The organism is Pseudomonas kairouanensis, from assembly GCF_004682055.1.
In the GTDB taxonomy this organism is placed as follows: domain Bacteria; phylum Pseudomonadota; class Gammaproteobacteria; order Pseudomonadales; family Pseudomonadaceae; genus Aquipseudomonas; species Aquipseudomonas kairouanensis.
On sequence record NZ_QUZU01000025.1, the window covers coordinates 31245 to 48101 of the forward strand.

A 16857-nucleotide genomic window follows, 5' to 3' on the forward strand; every position below is an offset into this window, starting at 1 on the left:
GCGGGAGCTTGCTCCCGCGTTGGCGTGTCTGGGGTATGCGAATTTTTACAGCATGCGACAACGCTCGGATGCTGGCGGTGTGATCGGGAATGCTCCTGCTTTCCGAGCAGTAAATACCGCATTTTGGCCGGGTCCCTGGCTAAAAGTAGTAATGACCAGGATCGTTGAATTGACGTGAGTTGGGTCCGGGCCTGTATTGGGGCTCAACGAGTTCGGCAAGGCTCAGGAGGGCCGGGCGGAACGTCCTTAAGAGTGCAAAGACTTATGGCAAAGCGTGACTATTACGAAGTGTTGGGTGTGGAGCGCGGCTCCAGCGAGGCGGACCTGAAAAAGGCTTACCGTCGCCTGGCGATGAAGCACCACCCGGACCGTAATCCGGACAGTAAAGAGTCCGAGGAAATGTTCAAAGAGGCCAACGAGGCCTACGAATGCCTGTCTGATCCCAACAAGCGTGCGGCCTACGACCAGTACGGCCACGCCGGTGTCGACCCAAGCATGGGGGGTGGTGGCGCCGGTTTTGGTGGTCAGAACTTCTCCGATATTTTCGGCGATGTGTTCAGCGACTTCTTCGGCGGTGGCCGTGGTGGCCAGCGTGGCGGCGCCCAGCGTGGCAGTGACTTGCGCTACACCCTGGAGCTGAACCTGGAAGAAGCCGTGCGCGGCACCAGCGTCAACATCCGTGTGCCGACACTGGTCAACTGCAAGCCATGCGATGGTTCGGGTGCCAAGAAAGGCTCCTCACCGATTACCTGCCCGACCTGCGGCGGTATTGGTCAGGTGCGCATGCAGCAGGGCTTCTTCTCGGTGCAGCAGACCTGCCCGCGTTGCCATGGCCAGGGCAAGATCATTTCCGATCCGTGCGACTCCTGCCACGGCGAAGGTCGTGTCGAAGAGTACAAGACCCTTGCCGTGAAAGTGCCGGCAGGCGTGGATACCGGTGACCGCATTCGCCTGTCTGGCGAAGGCGAGGCCGGTACACAGGGCGGGCCTACGGGCGATCTGTACGTGGTGATCAACGTGCGTGAGCACTCGATCTTCCAGCGTGACGGCAAGCACCTGTTCTGCGAAGTGCCGATCAGTTTTGTCGATGCGGCCCTGGGTGGCGAGTTGGAGATTCCGACGCTGGATGGTCGGGTCAAGCTCAAGATCCCTGAGGGGACGCAGACCGGCAAGCAGTTCCGCATCCGTGGCAAAGGTGTTGCGCCGGTGCGTGGTGGTGGGGCTGGCGACCTGATGTGCCGTGTGGCGGTCGAGACCCCGGTCAATCTGAATCGTCGCCAACGAGAGTTGCTTGAGGAGTTCCGCAGCTCGTTGGAAGGTGATGACTCTCACTCGCCGAAAACCACGGGCTTCTTCGATGGCGTGAAGCGCTTCTTCGGCGACCTGTAAGGAAATGAGTATGCGACGTATAGCCGTAATGGGTGCTGCCGGGCGCATGGGCAAAAATCTGATCGAAGCCGTGCAGCAGCGCTCGCCGGCCTCTGGGCTGACGGCCGCGATTGTGCGCCCGGGCAGCACGTTGATCGGTGCGGATGCGGGTGAGCTGGCTTCGTTGGGGCGTATTGGCGTTTCGTTGTCGGGCAACCTGGAGCAGGTTGCAGACGAGTTCGACGTGCTGATCGACTTCACCCTGCCGGATGTGATGCTCAAAAACCTGGCGTTCTGCCGCAAGGCGGGCAAGGCCATGGTCATTGGTACCACGGGTTTGACGGCTGAGCAGAAGCAATTGCTGGTGGAGGCGGGCAAGGATATTCCGGTCGTCTTCGCCGCCAATTTCAGTGTGGGCGTGAACCTGTCGCTCAAGCTGCTGGACCTGGCAGCGCGCGTGTTGGGGGATGAGGCCGATATCGAAATCATCGAGACCCATCACCGTCACAAGATCGATGCGCCGTCGGGTACTGCGCTGCGTATGGGTGAGGCTATTGCCGATGCGTTGGGTCGTGATCTGTCAAAGGTGGCCGTGTATGGCCGCGAAGGTCACACGGGTGAGCGTGCGCGCGACACCATTGGTTTTGCGACCGTGCGTGGTGGTGATGTTGTGGGTGATCACACGGTGCTGTTCGCCACCGAAGGCGAGCGCCTGGAGATTACGCACAAGGCGTCCAGTCGCATGACCTTTGCCAAGGGCGCGGTACGTGCTGCGCTCTGGCTGGAAGGTCGCGAGCCGGGTCTGTATGACATGCGTGATGTGCTTGATCTGCACTAATCAGTAGCTAAAACAGGGCCTCAAGCTTATGCTTAGGCCCCGTTTTTACCCGCTAAGCGACGTCCTGTCGCATTCCCCTGCCTTTAAGGCTCATTAGCGGTGGACCAAAAAAGCCTTTTTCTGTAAGCTACAGCTTTAGTGTGTCCACTAAAAGCGCGCAGAATAATTCAGTGAACAAGCGGGGTGACGTGTCCATACGTCACTCCGCTTTTTTACAACCTGCGATCGCCCTTTCAGGCTTTATTTACGGGAGGTCTTCTTGACTAAGCCAGCCATACTCGCCCTTGCTGATGGCAGCATTTTTCGCGGCGAAGCCATTGGAGCCGACGGTCAAACCGTTGGAGAGGTAGTGTTTAACACTGCCATGACCGGCTATCAGGAAATCCTTACCGATCCTTCCTACGCCCAACAGATCGTTACCCTGACCTATCCGCACATCGGCAACACCGGTACTACACCGGAAGACGTCGAGTCTGATCGTGTCTGGTCGGCCGGCCTGGTTATTCGTGACCTGCCCCTGGTTGCGAGCAACTGGCGTAACACGATGTCGCTGTCCGATTACCTGAAAGCCAACAGCGTTGTGGCGATCGCCGGTATCGATACGCGCCGCCTCACGCGCATCCTGCGTGAAAAAGGCTCGCAGAACGGCTGCATCATGGTCGGTGACAATATCTCCGAAGAAGCGGCGATTGCCGCAGCGCAAGGCTTCCCTGGCCTGAAAGGCATGGACCTGGCCAAAGTGGTCAGCGCCAAAGAGAAGTACGAGTGGCGCTCCACTGTCTGGGACTTGAAGACCGACAGCCACGCGACCATCGAAGCCGCTGACTTGCCTTACCACGTTGTGGCCTACGACTACGGCGTGAAGTACAACATCCTGCGCATGCTGGTAGAGCGCGGTTGCCGCGTCACCGTAGTGCCAGCGCAAACCCCTGCCAGCGATGTGCTTGCCCTGCAACCGGACGGCGTGTTCCTGTCCAACGGTCCAGGCGATCCTGAGCCGTGCGACTACGCCATCCAGGCGATCAAGGAAGTGCTGGAAACCGAGATTCCGGTATTCGGTATCTGCCTCGGTCACCAGCTGCTGGCCCTGGCCTCTGGCGCCAAGACCCTGAAAATGGGCCACGGCCACCACGGTGCCAACCACCCCGTGCAAGACCTGGACACCGGCGTCGTCATGATCACCAGCCAGAACCACGGTTTTGCGGTGGATGAGGCGACTTTGCCGAGCAACGTGCGCGCCATTCACAAGTCGCTGTTCGACGGTTCCCTGCAAGGTATCGAGCGCACCGACAAGAGCGCGTTCAGCTTCCAGGGCCACCCTGAAGCGAGCCCGGGCCCGAACGACGTAGCGCCGCTGTTCGACCGTTTCATCAATGAGATGGCCAAGCGACGCTGACTGAGCGGCCTTCGGGCGGCCCCGAACCTCGGTGGCCCCCGCAGGCTCTTCAAAGATTGTTCAAGACGGCTTGCCGACTGACCTGCGGATTTGAGTGACAAACCCATGCCAAAACGTACAGACATAAAAAGCATCCTGATTCTCGGCGCTGGCCCGATCGTGATCGGCCAGGCCTGCGAATTCGACTACTCCGGCGCCCAGGCTTGTAAAGCCCTGCGCGAAGAGGGTTACCGCGTCATCCTGGTGAACTCCAACCCGGCCACCATCATGACCGACCCGGCCATGGCCGACGCTACCTACATCGAGCCGATCAAGTGGCAGACTGTTGCCAAGATCATCGAGAAAGAGCGTCCGGACGCACTGCTGCCAACCATGGGTGGCCAAACTGCCCTGAACTGCGCCCTGGACCTGGAGCGCGAAGGCGTCCTGGAAAAGTTCGGCGTAGAGATGATCGGTGCCAACGCCGACACCATCGACAAGGCTGAAGACCGTTCGCGTTTCGACAAGGCCATGAAGTCCATCGGCCTGGCGTGCCCGCGTTCGGGTATCGCCCACAGCATGGAAGAAGCCAACGCGGTCCTCGAGACCCTGGGCTTCCCATGCATCATCCGTCCGTCCTTCACCATGGGCGGCACCGGTGGCGGTATCGCTTACAACCGTGAAGAGTTCGAAGAAATCTGCGCCCGTGGTCTGGACCTGTCGCCAACCAAAGAGCTGCTGATCGACGAATCCCTGATCGGCTGGAAAGAATATGAGATGGAGGTTGTCCGCGATAAAAAGGACAACTGCATCATCGTCTGCTCTATCGAAAACTTCGACCCGATGGGCGTGCACACCGGTGACTCGATCACCGTGGCTCCAGCACAAACCCTGACCGACAAGGAATACCAGATCCTGCGTAACGCCTCCCTGGCGGTGCTGCGCGAGATCGGCGTGGAAACCGGCGGCTCCAACGTTCAGTTCGGCATCTGCCCGGACACCGGCCGCATGGTCGTAATCGAGATGAACCCGCGTGTTTCCCGTTCGTCGGCCCTGGCTTCCAAGGCTACCGGCTTCCCGATCGCCAAGGTCGCGGCCAAGCTGGCTGTGGGTTACACCCTGGACGAACTGTCGAACGACATCACTGGCGGCAAAACCCCAGCGTCCTTCGAACCGTCCATCGACTACGTCGTCACCAAGCTGCCGCGTTTTGCCTTCGAGAAGTTCGCCAAGGCTGACGCGCGCCTGACCACCCAGATGAAATCCGTGGGTGAAGTAATGGCCATCGGCCGTACCTTCCAGGAATCCCTGCAGAAAGCCCTGCGCGGGTTGGAAGTGGGCGTTTGCGGTCTGGACGAGAAACTCGACCTGAGCAACCCCGAAAGCATGAGCGTGCTCAAGCGCGAACTGACCGTGCCGGGCGCCGAGCGTATCTGGTACGTGGCCGATGCCTTCCGTGCCGGCCTGAGCGTCGAAGATATCTTCGGCATGAACATGATCGACCCGTGGTTCCTGGTGCAGATCGAAGATCTGATCAAGGAAGAAGAGAAGGTCAAGACCCTGGGTCTGGCCAGCATCGACCGCGACATGATGTTCCGCCTCAAGCGCAAAGGCTTCTCCGACCAGCGTCTGGCCAAGCTGCTGGGCGTCACCGAGAAGAACCTGCGCACTCATCGCCACAAGCTGGAGATCTTCCCGGTCTACAAGCGCGTTGACACTTGCGCCGCCGAGTTCTCCACCGACACTGCGTACCTGTACTCCACCTACGAGGAAGAGTGCGAAGCTGCGCCGTCGGGTCGCGACAAGATCATGATCCTGGGCGGCGGTCCTAACCGTATCGGCCAAGGCATCGAGTTCGACTACTGCTGCGTACACGCCGCCCTCGCCCTGCGCGAAGACGGGTACGAGACCATCATGGTCAACTGCAACCCGGAAACTGTTTCCACCGACTACGACACCTCCGATCGCCTGTACTTCGAACCAGTGACCCTGGAAGACGTGCTGGAAATCGTGCGCGTCGAGAAGCCTAAAGGCGTGATCGTCCAATACGGCGGCCAAACCCCGCTGAAACTGGCTCGCGCTCTGGAAGCTGCAGGCGTGCCGATTATCGGTACCAGCCCTGACGCCATCGACCGTGCCGAAGATCGTGAGCGCTTCCAGCAAATGGTTGAGCGCCTGAACCTGCGCCAGCCGCCAAACGCTACCGTGCGCAGCGAAGACGAAGCCATCCGTGCAGCCAGCAAGATCGGCTACCCGCTGGTGGTGCGTCCGTCCTACGTATTGGGCGGTCGTGCGATGGAAATCGTCTACGAAGAAGAAGAACTCAAGCGCTACCTGCGTGACGCGGTGAAAGTGTCCAACGACAGCCCGGTGCTGCTGGACCACTTCCTCAACTGCGCCATCGAGATGGACGTGGACGCTGTGTGCGACGGCACCGACGTGGTGATCGGCGCGATCATGCAGCACATCGAACAGGCGGGTGTTCACTCCGGTGACTCCGCGTGCTCGCTGCCGCCGTACTCGCTGCCGGCACACGTACAGGACGAGATGCGTGAGCAGGTCAAGAAAATGGCCCTGGAGCTGGGCGTGGTTGGCCTGATGAACGTGCAGTTGGCGTTGCAAGGCGAAGACATCTACGTTATCGAAGTCAACCCGCGTGCTTCCCGTACCGTGCCGTTCGTGTCCAAGTGCATCGGTGTCTCCCTGGCCATGATCGCTGCCCGCGTGATGGCTGGTAAGACCTTGAAGGAAATCGGCTTCACCAAGGAAATCATTCCTAACTTCTACAGCGTGAAAGAGGCGGTATTCCCATTCGCCAAATTCCCTGGTGTGGACCCGATCCTGGGCCCAGAGATGAAGTCCACTGGTGAAGTGATGGGCGTGGGCGACACCTTCGGTGAAGCATTCGCCAAAGCCCAGATGGGGGCCAGCGAAGTGCTGCCGACCGGCGGTACTGCGTTCATCAGCGTGCGTGATGATGACAAGCCACTGGTTGCAGGCGTAGCCCGTGATCTGATCAACTTGGGCTTCGAAGTCGTGGCCACAGCCGGGACCGCCAAGCTGATCGAAGCTGCCGGCCTGAAAGTGCGTCGCGTGAACAAGGTGACGGAAGGCCGTCCGCATGTGGTCGACATGATCAAGAATGACGAAGTCACCCTGATCATCAACACCACCGAAGGTCGCCAGTCGATCGCGGATTCCTACTCCATTCGTCGTAACGCCTTGCAGCACAAGATCTACTGCACCACCACCATTGCTGCTGGCGAAGCTATCTGCGAAGCGCTCAAGTTCGGTCCTGAAAAGACCGTGCGTCGCTTGCAGGATCTACACGCAGGATTGAAGGCATGACCAAATACCCAATGACCGTCCAGGGCTTCAAGGCCCTGGAAGAGGAGCACGCCCATCTGACCAAGGTCGTCCGTCCGAAGCTGAGCCAGGACATCGGTACGGCCCGCGAGTTGGGTGACCTGAAGGAGAACGCCGAATACCACGCTGCTCGTGAGCAGCAGGGTATGGTTGAGGCGCGGATCCGTGACATCGAAGGCCGTCTGCAGAACTCGGTGGTTATCGACGTGACGACCATTCCGAAGACCGGCAAGGTGATTTTCGGTACGACCGTGGAAATCGCCAACGTCGAGACTGACGAAAGCGTGGTCTACCACATCGTGGGTGAAGACGAAGCTGACTTCAAACTCGGCAAGATCTCCGTCGGTTCCCCGCTGGCCCGTGCCTTGATTGCCAAGGAAGAGGGTGATGTGGTGGCCGTGAAGACGCCTGGCGGCGTTATCGAGTACGAGATTGTCGAAGTTCGCCACGTCTGAAAGGCGGCGCCCGCTGCGTGCGGGCGCCATGCTTTGGCAACTCTCCCAGATGCTTTGGGTGGGTGGCCTGTGGTTGCTGCATATTGGTGTTTTGCCGGCGCTGGGCCTGATAGGCCTGGCACCGTTGTTGATCGATGAGATCGACGGATTACTGAGTGCGTTGCTGGTGGGTTTTGCAGCAGCGTGCGTGACGCTTCAGGCGTTGGTGCTGGTCAAGGCCGAAGGCTTGGAGAGTTTATGGCGGGATATTCGCGGGCAACTGCTGTTGATGGCGCTGTATGCGTGTGCAATGTTTTGCATTGTGCATGTCTGGCTGCCGGAAGCGTTGCGCTGGCAGCTATTCAGCTATCTTGTGCTAGGGTTCTCCGGCCTGGTGTTGGTTATGCAGCCGGCACCGGGGTGGAGTGGCAGGGCGCGCGAAGCACGCCCGTGACCCTTTGAATCATTTGAAGCGATGAACGTTCGACAGTTGCTTGTTGACGCTGAAGTTCTTGCGATACAGCAGCGCCATCTTGCCGATGACCTGGACCAGGTCCGCTTTGCCAACCTTGCACAGTTCTGCAATGGCAGCCAGGCGTGCTTCGCGATCAAGGATATTGACCTTGATCTTGATCAGTTCGTGATCGTTCAATGCGCGTTCAAATTCGGCTAACACACCTTCAGTCAAACCGTTGTCTGCCACAATCAGAACTGGTTTCAGATGGTGGCCAATGGATTTGTACTGTTTCTTCTGCTCTTGAGTGAGCGGCATAATCTGACCCCTGCGTCTGATCTTGTAAAAAGCGGCGGCCAGTTTACCCGAGCGAGTCCGGGACCGCCCAGTTAATCACGACCCGTTTTATTTTTCGAGGTGGCCCGTGGCCCGTTCCAAAACTAGCCTTAAGTGGCTGCAAGAGCATTTCAACGACCCTTACGTCAAAAAGGCGCAGAAGGACGGCTACCGTTCTCGGGCCAGCTACAAGCTGTTGGAGATCCAGGACAAGGATAAGTTGATTCGTCCAGGCATGAGCGTTATCGATCTTGGCGCAGCCCCCGGTGGCTGGTCCCAAGTGACCAGTCGTCTGATTGGTGGGCAAGGTCGTCTGATTGCTTCCGACATCCTTGAGATGGACAGCATTCCGGATGTGACCTTTGTGCACGGCGACTTTACTCAGGACACCGTGCTGGCCGAGATCCTGGAAGCTGTGGGAAATTCACAGGTAGACCTTGTGATTTCCGACATGGCCCCCAATATGAGTGGATTACCGGCTGTTGATATGCCGCGAGCCATGTTCCTGTGTGAGTTGGCGCTGGATTTGGCCGGGCGGGTGTTGCGTCCCGGTGGTGATTTCCTGGTGAAAGTGTTCCAGGGCGAGGGTTTCGACGAGTACCACAAGAACATCCGCAAGTTGTTCGACAAGGTGCAGACCCGTAAACCAGACTCTTCCCGGGACCGATCCAGAGAGCAATACCTGTTGTGCCGCGGCTTCCGTGGTGTCGAAGGCGCGGAAAGCGAAGAGCGTTTTTGAGAAATTCGAGGAGGGCGATAGGTTTTTTTATGTCGCTTTCGTCACGAAGCTTTACGAATATTGTGTAGTCAAAGTTTCACAAAGGGTTACAGACGGCGCCTGCCAGAGTTGTAGGTAATGTAGTAAGTTAGGCCGGTGAATATCATGCGAAGCGCGCGCCAGTAGCGGAGCTTGCTTCAGAGGGTAGTTAATTGAACGATATGGCAAAGAATCTGATCCTGTGGTTGATCATCGCGGCTGTCCTGGTGACGGTGATGAACAACTTCTCCAGCCCTAACGAGCCGCAGACCCTCAACTATTCCGACTTCATCCAGCAAGTTAAGGATGGCAAGGTCGAGCGCGTAGCGGTTGATGGCTACGTGATTACCGGCAAGCGCAACGATGGCGACAGCTTCAAGACCATCCGTCCGGCAATCCAGGACAACGGTCTGATCGGCGACCTGGTGGATAACCATGTGGTTGTCGAGGGCAAGCAGCCTGAACAGCAAAGCATCTGGACCCAGCTCCTGGTGGCCAGCTTCCCGATCCTGGTGATTATCGCCGTGTTCATGTTCTTCATGCGCCAGATGCAAGGTGGTGCAGGAGGCAAGGGCGGGCCGATGAGTTTCGGCAAGAGCAAGGCGCGTCTGCTTTCCGAAGACCAGGTGAAGACTACGTTGGCTGACGTCGCAGGCTGCGATGAAGCCAAGGAAGAAGTCGGCGAGCTGGTCGAATTCCTGCGCGATCCAGGCAAGTTCCAGCGCCTGGGCGGCCGCATTCCCCGCGGTGTGCTGATGGTTGGCCCTCCGGGTACCGGTAAAACCTTGCTGGCCAAGGCGATTGCCGGCGAAGCCAAGGTGCCTTTCTTCACCATTTCCGGTTCTGACTTCGTCGAGATGTTCGTCGGCGTCGGCGCCAGCCGAGTTCGAGATATGTTCGAACAGGCCAAGAAACATGCGCCATGCATCATCTTCATCGACGAAATCGACGCCGTTGGTCGCCATCGGGGCGCTGGCATGGGTGGTGGTCACGATGAACGTGAGCAGACTCTTAACCAATTGCTGGTTGAGATGGACGGCTTTGAAATGAATGACGGCATCATCGTCATCGCCGCAACCAACCGTCCGGACGTATTGGACCCTGCGTTGCTGCGTCCGGGCCGTTTCGACCGCCAGGTTGTTGTTGGCCTGCCGGATATTCGTGGCCGTGAACAGATCCTCAAAGTACACATGCGCAAAGTGCCGATGGGCGACGACGTTGCTCCGGCAGTGATTGCCCGTGGCACGCCAGGCTTCTCCGGTGCCGACCTTGCCAACCTGGTCAACGAGGCTTCGCTGTTTGCTGCCCGTACCGGTAAGCGCATCGTTGAAATGAAAGAGTTCGAACTGGCCAAAGACAAGATCATGATGGGCGCCGAGCGCAAGTCCATGGTCATGTCCGAGAAAGAAAAGCAGAACACCGCTTATCACGAAGCCGGTCACGCCATTGTCGGTCGTGTCGTGCCTGAGCATGACCCGGTCTACAAGGTGTCGATCATTCCCCGTGGTCGTGCGCTGGGGGTCACCATGTTCCTGCCGGAAGAGGATCGCTACAGCCTCTCCAAGCGTGCGCTGATCAGTCAGATCTGCTCGCTGTACGGTGGCCGGATTGCTGAAGAAATGACCCTGGGCTTTGACGGTGTCACCACTGGCGCTTCCAACGACATCATGCGTGCCAGCCAGATTGCGCGGAACATGGTGACCAAATGGGGCTTGTCCGAAAAACTCGGTCCGTTGATGTACGCCGAGGAAGAGGGCGAAGTATTCCTGGGTCGTGGCGGTGGTGGTCAAAGCGCGAGCTTCTCCGGTGAGACAGCCAAGCTGATCGACTCTGAAGTGCGCAGCATCATTGACCAGTGCTACGGCACGGCCAAACAGATCCTTACCGATAACCGCGACAAGCTGGATGCGATGGCTGACGCGCTGATGAAGTACGAGACCATTGATGCCGATCAGATTGACGACATCATGGCCGGTCGCGCACCTCGTGAGCCGCGCGATTGGGAAGGCGGTTCGGGCACTTCTGGCACCCCGCCAGTGGTTCAGAACGAACGCCCTGAAACCCCGATCGGTGGCCCGGCAGCCGACCACTAAGGTTTGAAATGACTTCTGTGTTGTCCTCCACCCGGTTGCCTTGCGGCAATCGGGTTCTTGATTTGGCCCATGCACATGTCATGGGCATTCTTAATGTAACCCCTGACTCCTTTTCCGACGGTGGCCGCTTCAGCCAGCTTGACGCGGCATTGCGTCATGCCGAGGCAATGGTGGTCGCTGGTGCTACCTTGATTGATGTCGGTGGCGAGTCGACGCGACCGGGTGCCCGCATTGTTTCTCCGGTGGAGGAGTTGGAGCGAGTCGCGCCGATCGTCGAGCGCATTGCTCGTGAGCTGGATGTGATCATTTCGGTTGATACATCAACGCCGGCGGTGATGCGTGAAACTGCGCGCCTCGGTGCTGGGTTGATCAACGATGTGCGCTCGCTTCAGCGCGATGGCGCTCTGGATGCCGCGGCAGCCACAGGTTTGCCGGTGTGCCTGATGCATATGCTGGGTGAGCCGGGCAATATGCAAGACAGCCCGCACTATGATGATCTTGTTGGTGAAGTAAGTGGTTTCCTTGCTGAGCGTGTTGCTCGATGCGCGTCGGCGGGGATTCCCGCAGAAAAGATCATTCTTGATCCTGGATTTGGCTTCGCCAAGACGTTGCAGCACAATCTGAGCCTGTTTAAACACATGGAATCCCTGCATGCCCTTGGTCGGCCTCTACTGGTCGGTGTATCGCGCAAGAGCATGATAGGGCTGGCCTTGAATCGTCCGGTGGGAGAGCGGTTGTATGGCGGCCTTGCGCTCGCGGCGCTTGCCGTGACCAAGGGTGCACGCATCTTGCGTGTGCATGATGTCGCCGAAACCGTGGATGTGGTGCGCATGATTGCCGCCGTAGAATCAGCCGAATAAGAATGATGGAGCACTTATGACTAAAAAATACTTTGGTACCGATGGTATCCGTGGTCGTGTCGGCGAATATCCGATTACTCCTGATTTCATGCTCAAGCTGGGTTGGGCGGCAGGTATGGCGTTCCGTAGTATGGGCGCGTGCCGCATCCTGGTAGGCAAGGACACCCGTATTTCCGGGTACATGTTTGAATCCGCACTGGAGGCTGGCTTGTCTGCCGCAGGTGCGGATGTGATGTTGCTGGGCCCAATGCCGACACCGGCGATCGCTTACCTGACGCGTACCTTTCACGCTCAGGCAGGTATTGTGATCAGCGCCTCGCACAACCCTCATGATGACAATGGCATCAAGTTCTTCTCGGGTCAGGGCACCAAGCTGCCGGACGAGATCGAGTTGATGATCGAAGAGCTGCTCGACGCACCGATGACGGTGGTCGAATCAAGCAAGCTGGGCAAGGTGTCGCGAATCAACGACGCATCTGGCCGTTATATCGAATTCTGCAAGAGCAGCGTACCGAGCAGTACTAATTTCGCCGGTCTTAAAATCGTCGTCGACTGCGCTCACGGTGCAACCTACAAGGTTGCGCCAAGCGTGTTCCAGGAGTTGGGCGCTCAAGTGACGGTGCTTTCGGCTCAGCCCAATGGGTTGAACATCAATGACAACTGTGGCTCCACCCATATGGGGCAGTTGCAGGCAGCGGTTCTCGCCGGGCATGCCGATTTGGGCATTGCCTTTGATGGGGATGGCGATCGTGTGCTGATGGTGGATCACACGGGGGCGATCGTGGATGGTGATGAGCTTCTGTTCATCCTTGCTCGCGATATGCATGAGCGTAACAAGCTGCAAGGTGGTGTTGTCGGTACGCTCATGAGCAATCTTGGGCTTGAGTTGGCACTGGCCGATCTTGGGATCCCATTTGTCCGTGCCAATGTCGGTGACCGTTATGTAATTGCTGAACTGCTTGAGCGCAACTGGTTGGTAGGGGGCGAGAACTCCGGTCACGTCGTCTGCTTCCAGCACACCACCACGGGCGATGCGATTATTGCTGCGCTCCAGGTATTGATGGCATTGCGTCGTCGTGAGGAGAGTCTTGCCCAGGCGCGCCAGGCCTTGCGCAAGTGTCCGCAGGTGTTGCTGAATGTGCGGTTTGCCGGTGGCGAAAATCCGATCGAGCACCCGGCTGTCAAAGAGGCGTGCGAGCGCGTCACCCTGGCTATGGCGGGCCGTGGGCGAGTGCTGTTGCGCAAGTCCGGTACAGAGCCTCTGGTGCGCGTTATGGTCGAAGGTGATGACGAAATACAGGTTCGCGGCCACGCCGAAGACCTGGCAAAACTGGTAACTGAAGTTTGCGCCTGAATTCGGCTTGCCAGTAATGAGATGGTTGGGTAACATCTGCGCCCACTTTGACCGACGAGGTACAGCATGCGTCGCACTATGGTAGCTGGTAACTGGAAGATGCACGGTACCCGCGCCAGTGTCGCTGAGCTGATCAATGGCCTTCGTCACTTGGCCTTGCCGAGCGGTGTTGATGTTGCGGTTTTCCCGCCTTGCTTGCATATCAACCAAGTGGTTGATGGCTTGAAGGGCAAGTCGATTCAGGTCGGCGCGCAGAACTCTGCGGTGGAGCCAATGCAAGGTGCATTGACCGGTGAGATTTCGCCGAGTCAGTTGGTCGATGCGGGTTGTTCCTATGTGCTTGTCGGGCACTCCGAGCGCCGTCAGATGATGGGCGAGCGTGATGGGACACTCAATCGCAAGTTCGCAGCGGCACAGGCTTGTGGCTTGATTCCGGTGTTGTGCATAGGGGAGACCCTTGAGCAGCGTGAATCTGGCAAGACTCTAGAAGTTGTCTCGCGTCAGCTGGGCAGCATCATCGAGGAGCTGGGTGTTGGTGCGTTTGCAAAGGCGGTCATTGCTTACGAGCCGGTCTGGGCCATTGGTACCGGGCTGACTGCTACACCGCAACAGGCGCAGGATGTGCACGCAGCCATCCGCGCGCAGTTGGCGGCAGAGAATTCTGAAGTCGCACAAGGTGTGCGTCTTCTATACGGCGGCAGCGTGAAGGCGGCCAATGCGGTCGAACTGTTCGGCATGCCGGATATCGATGGGGGGCTCATTGGTGGAGCTTCCCTGAATGCAGATGAGTTCGGTGCGATCTGTCGCGCCGCGGGAAACTGAAAAAATGCTGGAAACAGTCGTAGTCGTTTTTCATCTGTTGGCTGCCCTGGGCGTAGTTGCCCTGGTTTTGTTGCAACAGGGTAAAGGTGCGGATGCTGGTGCGTCTTTCGGTGCAGGTGCTTCAAATACTGTGTTCGGAAGCCAAGGTTCCTCTACCTTTCTTAGTAAGTTTACTGCTATACTTGCCGCCGGTTTCTTCATAACCAGCTTAGGGTTAGGTTACTTTGCTAAAGAGAAAGCTCATGTGCTGACTCAAGTAGGTCTCCCAAATCCAGCAGTGTTGGAAGTGCCAAAAGCAAAACCGGCTTCTGATGATGTCCCGGTGCTTCAAGAGCAAAAGTCGGCTACTCCAGCGACTGACGTACCTCCAGCTCAAGAGCAGAAGTAAGAAGGGTTGTAAACGCTGTATTGCCGAGGTGGTGGAATTGGTAGACACGCAACCTTGAGGTGGTTGTGCCCATAGGGTGTAGGGGTTCGAGTCCCCTTCTCGGTACCAATTATCAGGAGAGCCCGCTGTTGCGGGCTTTCTTGTAGGTGGAAGGTTACATTGACCCTGTAAGGGATCGGTCGTATACTTCCGCCCCAGCTTTGTCGCGGGGTGGAGCAGTCTGGTAGCTCGTCGGGCTCATAACCCGAAGGTCGTCGGTTCAAATCCGGCCCCCGCAACCAGTTTTAGCGGAGCCCCTTTTAAGGGGCTTTTTGTTAGCTGGACACTTTCAACGCCGCTGTTCGACGGCGTTTCAAGGATGGGCGTTTCGCCCATTTTTTTATTTTGCACAGCATGCACATACATGCACGAGGGGGTTCAGGTGTCGAGCAAGCTAGAAGAGTTGCAGGCCTTGCTGGCCCCGGTGGTCGTGGCCCTAGGCTATGAATGCTGGGGTATTGAGTTTTCGGCTCAAGGTCGCCACTCAATGTTGCGCGTTTATATCGATAAAGAGGGCGGCGTGCTGGTGGACGATTGTGCCATTGTCAGCCGTCAGATCAGCGGTGTCCTGGATGTTGAAGATCCGATTTCCGTTGAATACACCCTCGAAGTTTCCTCGCCAGGCATGGAACGCCCACTGTTCACTATTGATCAGTTTGCAAAATTTGCCGGTGAACAAGTGAAGATCAAGCTGCGATCTCCCTTTGAAGGGCGACGCAACTTTCAGGGCCTTCTGCGCGGTGTAGAAGAACAGGATGTCGTGGTGCAGGTAGAAGACCATGAATTCCTGTTGCCGATCGATATGATCGACAAGGCCAACATTATTCCCAGTTTTGACTGAGACGCGGATCCCGCGGATCCAATGGCTTGCGAAAGGCGAGGCGTACGATGAGCAAAGAAGTACTGCTGGTTGTTGAGTCGGTATCCAATGAAAAGGGCGTACCGGCAAACGTGATTTTTGAAGCGCTGGAGCTGGCCCTGGCCACTGCTACCAAAAAGCGTTTTGAAGACGAAGTTGATCTGCGTGTGGAAATCAACCGCCACACCGGTGCCTATGAGACTTTCCGTCGCTGGACGGTCGTTGAAGAAGCCGATCTTGATGATCCGGCCATCGAAACCTGGCCTAGCAAGGTTGCCGAAACGCACCCTGGCGCCAAGGTCGGTGATGTCGTTGAAGAAAAGATCGAGTCGATCGAGTTCGGCCGTATTGCTGCACAGACCGCCAAGCAGGTCATCGTGCAGAAGGTTCGCGAAGCCGAGCGCGCTCAGGTCGTTGACGCTTATCGCGAGCGCCTGGGTGAAATCATCTCCGGCACCGTGAAAAAAGTCACCCGCGACAACGTGATCGTCGACCTGGGCAACAACGCCGAAGCGTTGCTGGCCCGCGAAGACATCATCTCTCGCGAAACCTTCCGTGTTGGCGTGCGTCTGCGTGCGCTGCTCAAGGAAATCCGCACCGAGAACCGCGGCCCTCAGTTGATCCTGTCGCGTACCGCGCCGGAAATGCTGATCGAGCTGTTCCGTATCGAAGTGCCGGAAATCGCCGAAGGCCTGATCGAAGTCATGGCTGCGTCCCGCGACCCGGGTTCGCGCGCCAAGATCGCGGTCCGCTCCAAGGACAAACGCATCGACCCGCAAGGCGCTTGCATCGGTATGCGCGGTTCGCGCGTCCAGGCAGTGTCGGGCGAATTGGGCGGTGAGCGTGTGGACATCGTCCTGTGGGACGATAACCCGGCGCAGTTCGTGATCAACGCCATGTCGCCGGCTGAAGTGGCGGCAATTATCGTTGACGAAGATGCCCATGCAATGGACATCGCCGTTGGCGCAGACAATCTGGCTCAGGCCATTGGTCGAGGTGGTCAGAACGTGCGTCTGGCCAGCCAACTGACCGGTTGGACCCTGAACGTGATGACCGAATCGGACATCCAGGCTAAGCAGCAAGCTGAAACCGGTGACATCCTGCGCAACTTCATCGACGAGTTGGAAGTCGACGAAGACCTGGCACAGGTGCTGGTAGATGAAGGCTTCACCAGTCTGGAAGAGATTGCCTACGTACCGTTGGAAGAAATGCTCAACATCGACGGCTTTGACGAAGACACCGTCAACGAGCTTCGCGCTCGGGCCAAGGATCGTTTGTTGACTAAAGCCATCGCTACTGAGGAAAAGCTGGCAGACGCCCATCCGGCCGAAGACCTGCTCTCGCTTGAGGGTATGGACAAGGATTTGGCGATGGAACTGGCGGTGCGCGGCGTAATTACCCGCGAAGACCTGGCCGAGCAGTCTATTGACGATCTGCTCGACATCGACGGCATTGACGATGATCGTGCCGGCAAGTTGATCATGGCCGCCCGAGCCCATTGGTTCGAGTAACTA

General features: G+C 57.8%; 15 protein-coding genes and 2 tRNA genes. 16 read left to right on the forward strand and 1 reads right to left on the reverse strand.

Features of this window, described 5'->3' with window-relative positions; translation table 11 throughout:
- The first annotated feature begins 264 nt into the window (after window positions 1-264).
- The 6 genes from dnaJ to DYL59_RS19115 all read left to right on the forward strand — a co-directional run bounded on the left by dnaJ (window position 265) and on the right by DYL59_RS19115 (window position 7835).
- Window positions 265-1389, forward strand: coding sequence for a molecular chaperone DnaJ (gene dnaJ / locus DYL59_RS19090; RefSeq protein WP_135290564.1), 1125 nt, complete (start codon window positions 265-267; stop codon window positions 1387-1389).
- Window positions 1390-1399: 10 nt separating this feature from the next.
- Window positions 1400-2206, forward strand: coding sequence for a 4-hydroxy-tetrahydrodipicolinate reductase (gene dapB / locus DYL59_RS19095; protein ID WP_135290565.1), 807 nt, complete (start codon window positions 1400-1402; stop codon window positions 2204-2206).
- 259 nt (window positions 2207-2465) lie between these two features.
- Window positions 2466-3602: a glutamine-hydrolyzing carbamoyl-phosphate synthase small subunit gene (gene carA, locus DYL59_RS19100; protein ID WP_135290566.1), complete on the forward strand. Its 1137-nt coding sequence runs from the start codon at window positions 2466-2468 to the stop codon at window positions 3600-3602.
- A gap of 105 nt (window positions 3603-3707) precedes the next feature.
- Window positions 3708-6929 carry a carbamoyl-phosphate synthase large subunit gene (carB, locus tag DYL59_RS19105; protein ID WP_135290567.1) on the forward strand — a complete coding sequence of 1074 codons (3222 nt, stop codon included), beginning with the start codon at window positions 3708-3710 and terminating at the stop codon, window positions 6927-6929.
- Window positions 6926-7402: a transcription elongation factor GreA gene (gene greA, locus DYL59_RS19110; protein ID WP_003235048.1), complete on the forward strand. Its 477-nt coding sequence runs from the start codon at window positions 6926-6928 to the stop codon at window positions 7400-7402. The genes carB and greA overlap by 4 nt, the downstream gene beginning before the upstream one ends.
- Before the next feature lie 28 nt (window positions 7403-7430).
- The gene (locus DYL59_RS19115; protein WP_135290568.1) at window positions 7431-7835 is read left to right on the forward strand and encodes an MFS transporter; all 405 of its coding nucleotides are present in this window, start codon (window positions 7431-7433) and stop codon (window positions 7833-7835) included.
- Window positions 7836-7844: 9 nt separating this feature from the next.
- Here the strand turns inward: DYL59_RS19115 and DYL59_RS19120 are convergent, their stop codons facing one another.
- Complete coding sequence (locus tag DYL59_RS19120; protein ID WP_010206607.1) at window positions 7845-8153, reverse strand: YhbY family RNA-binding protein; 309 nt, start codon at window positions 8151-8153, stop codon at window positions 7845-7847.
- Between the two features lie 106 nt (window positions 8154-8259).
- Here DYL59_RS19120 and rlmE point away from each other — a divergent pair, with 106 nt between their 5' ends.
- From rlmE to nusA, 10 genes are all read left to right on the forward strand, one after another.
- Window positions 8260-8910 (forward strand): 23S rRNA (uridine(2552)-2'-O)-methyltransferase RlmE, encoded by a 651-nt coding sequence (gene rlmE, locus DYL59_RS19125; RefSeq protein WP_017139255.1) that lies wholly within the window; start codon window positions 8260-8262, stop codon window positions 8908-8910.
- Between the two features lie 200 nt (window positions 8911-9110).
- Window positions 9111-11021, forward strand: a complete 1911-nt coding sequence (gene ftsH, locus DYL59_RS19130; RefSeq protein WP_043205904.1) for an ATP-dependent zinc metalloprotease FtsH — start codon at window positions 9111-9113, stop codon at window positions 11019-11021.
- A gap of 8 nt (window positions 11022-11029) precedes the next feature.
- A complete protein-coding gene (gene folP, locus DYL59_RS19135) occupies window positions 11030-11881 on the forward strand; it encodes a dihydropteroate synthase (protein ID WP_135290569.1) in 852 nt (283 codons plus the stop codon).
- A 16-nt stretch (window positions 11882-11897) separates the two neighbouring features.
- Complete coding sequence (gene glmM / locus DYL59_RS19140) at window positions 11898-13235, forward strand: phosphoglucosamine mutase (RefSeq protein ID WP_135290570.1); 1338 nt, start codon at window positions 11898-11900, stop codon at window positions 13233-13235.
- Window positions 13236-13301: 66 nt separating this feature from the next.
- Window positions 13302-14057, forward strand: a complete 756-nt coding sequence (tpiA, locus tag DYL59_RS19145; protein WP_003194193.1) for a triose-phosphate isomerase — start codon at window positions 13302-13304, stop codon at window positions 14055-14057.
- Window positions 14058-14061: 4 nt separating this feature from the next.
- Window positions 14062-14445, forward strand: coding sequence for a preprotein translocase subunit SecG (secG, locus tag DYL59_RS19150; RefSeq protein ID WP_010206600.1), 384 nt, complete (start codon window positions 14062-14064; stop codon window positions 14443-14445).
- A gap of 22 nt (window positions 14446-14467) precedes the next feature.
- Window positions 14468-14553: transfer RNA gene (locus DYL59_RS19155), tRNA-Leu, on the forward strand.
- A gap of 96 nt (window positions 14554-14649) precedes the next feature.
- Window positions 14650-14726 (forward strand) — tRNA-Met (locus DYL59_RS19160).
- A gap of 140 nt (window positions 14727-14866) precedes the next feature.
- Window positions 14867-15325 carry a ribosome maturation factor RimP gene (gene rimP, locus DYL59_RS19165; protein ID WP_003235029.1) on the forward strand — a complete coding sequence of 153 codons (459 nt, stop codon included), beginning with the start codon at window positions 14867-14869 and terminating at the stop codon, window positions 15323-15325.
- 47 nt (window positions 15326-15372) lie between these two features.
- Window positions 15373-16854 carry a transcription termination factor NusA gene (gene nusA / locus DYL59_RS19170; RefSeq protein WP_008057419.1) on the forward strand — a complete coding sequence of 494 codons (1482 nt, stop codon included), beginning with the start codon at window positions 15373-15375 and terminating at the stop codon, window positions 16852-16854.
- Window positions 16855-16857 lie beyond the last annotated feature (3 nt).

What these genes read in the sequence shown, in the direction of transcription:
- dnaJ (WP_135290564.1), top strand. Translation starts at nt 265, where the DNA reads ATGGCAAAGCGTGACTATTACGAAGTGTTGGGTGTGGAGCGCGGCTCC.
- dapB (WP_135290565.1), top strand. Translation starts at nt 1,400, where the DNA reads ATGCGACGTATAGCCGTAATGGGTGCTGCCGGGCGCATGGGCAAAAAT.
- carB (WP_135290567.1), top strand. Translation starts at nt 3,708, where the DNA reads ATGCCAAAACGTACAGACATAAAAAGCATCCTGATTCTCGGCGCTGGC.
- greA (WP_003235048.1), top strand. Translation starts at nt 6,926, where the DNA reads ATGACCAAATACCCAATGACCGTCCAGGGCTTCAAGGCCCTGGAAGAG.
- DYL59_RS19115 (WP_135290568.1), top strand. Translation starts at nt 7,431, where the DNA reads ATGCTTTGGCAACTCTCCCAGATGCTTTGGGTGGGTGGCCTGTGGTTG.
- DYL59_RS19120 (WP_010206607.1), bottom strand. Translation starts at nt 8,153, where the DNA reads ATGCCGCTCACTCAAGAGCAGAAGAAACAGTACAAATCCATTGGCCAC.
- ftsH (WP_043205904.1), top strand. Translation starts at nt 9,111, where the DNA reads ATGGCAAAGAATCTGATCCTGTGGTTGATCATCGCGGCTGTCCTGGTG.
- folP (WP_135290569.1), top strand. Translation starts at nt 11,030, where the DNA reads ATGACTTCTGTGTTGTCCTCCACCCGGTTGCCTTGCGGCAATCGGGTT.
- glmM (WP_135290570.1), top strand. Translation starts at nt 11,898, where the DNA reads ATGACTAAAAAATACTTTGGTACCGATGGTATCCGTGGTCGTGTCGGC.
- tpiA (WP_003194193.1), top strand. Translation starts at nt 13,302, where the DNA reads ATGCGTCGCACTATGGTAGCTGGTAACTGGAAGATGCACGGTACCCGC.
- secG (WP_010206600.1), top strand. Translation starts at nt 14,062, where the DNA reads ATGCTGGAAACAGTCGTAGTCGTTTTTCATCTGTTGGCTGCCCTGGGC.
- nusA (WP_008057419.1), top strand. Translation starts at nt 15,373, where the DNA reads ATGAGCAAAGAAGTACTGCTGGTTGTTGAGTCGGTATCCAATGAAAAG.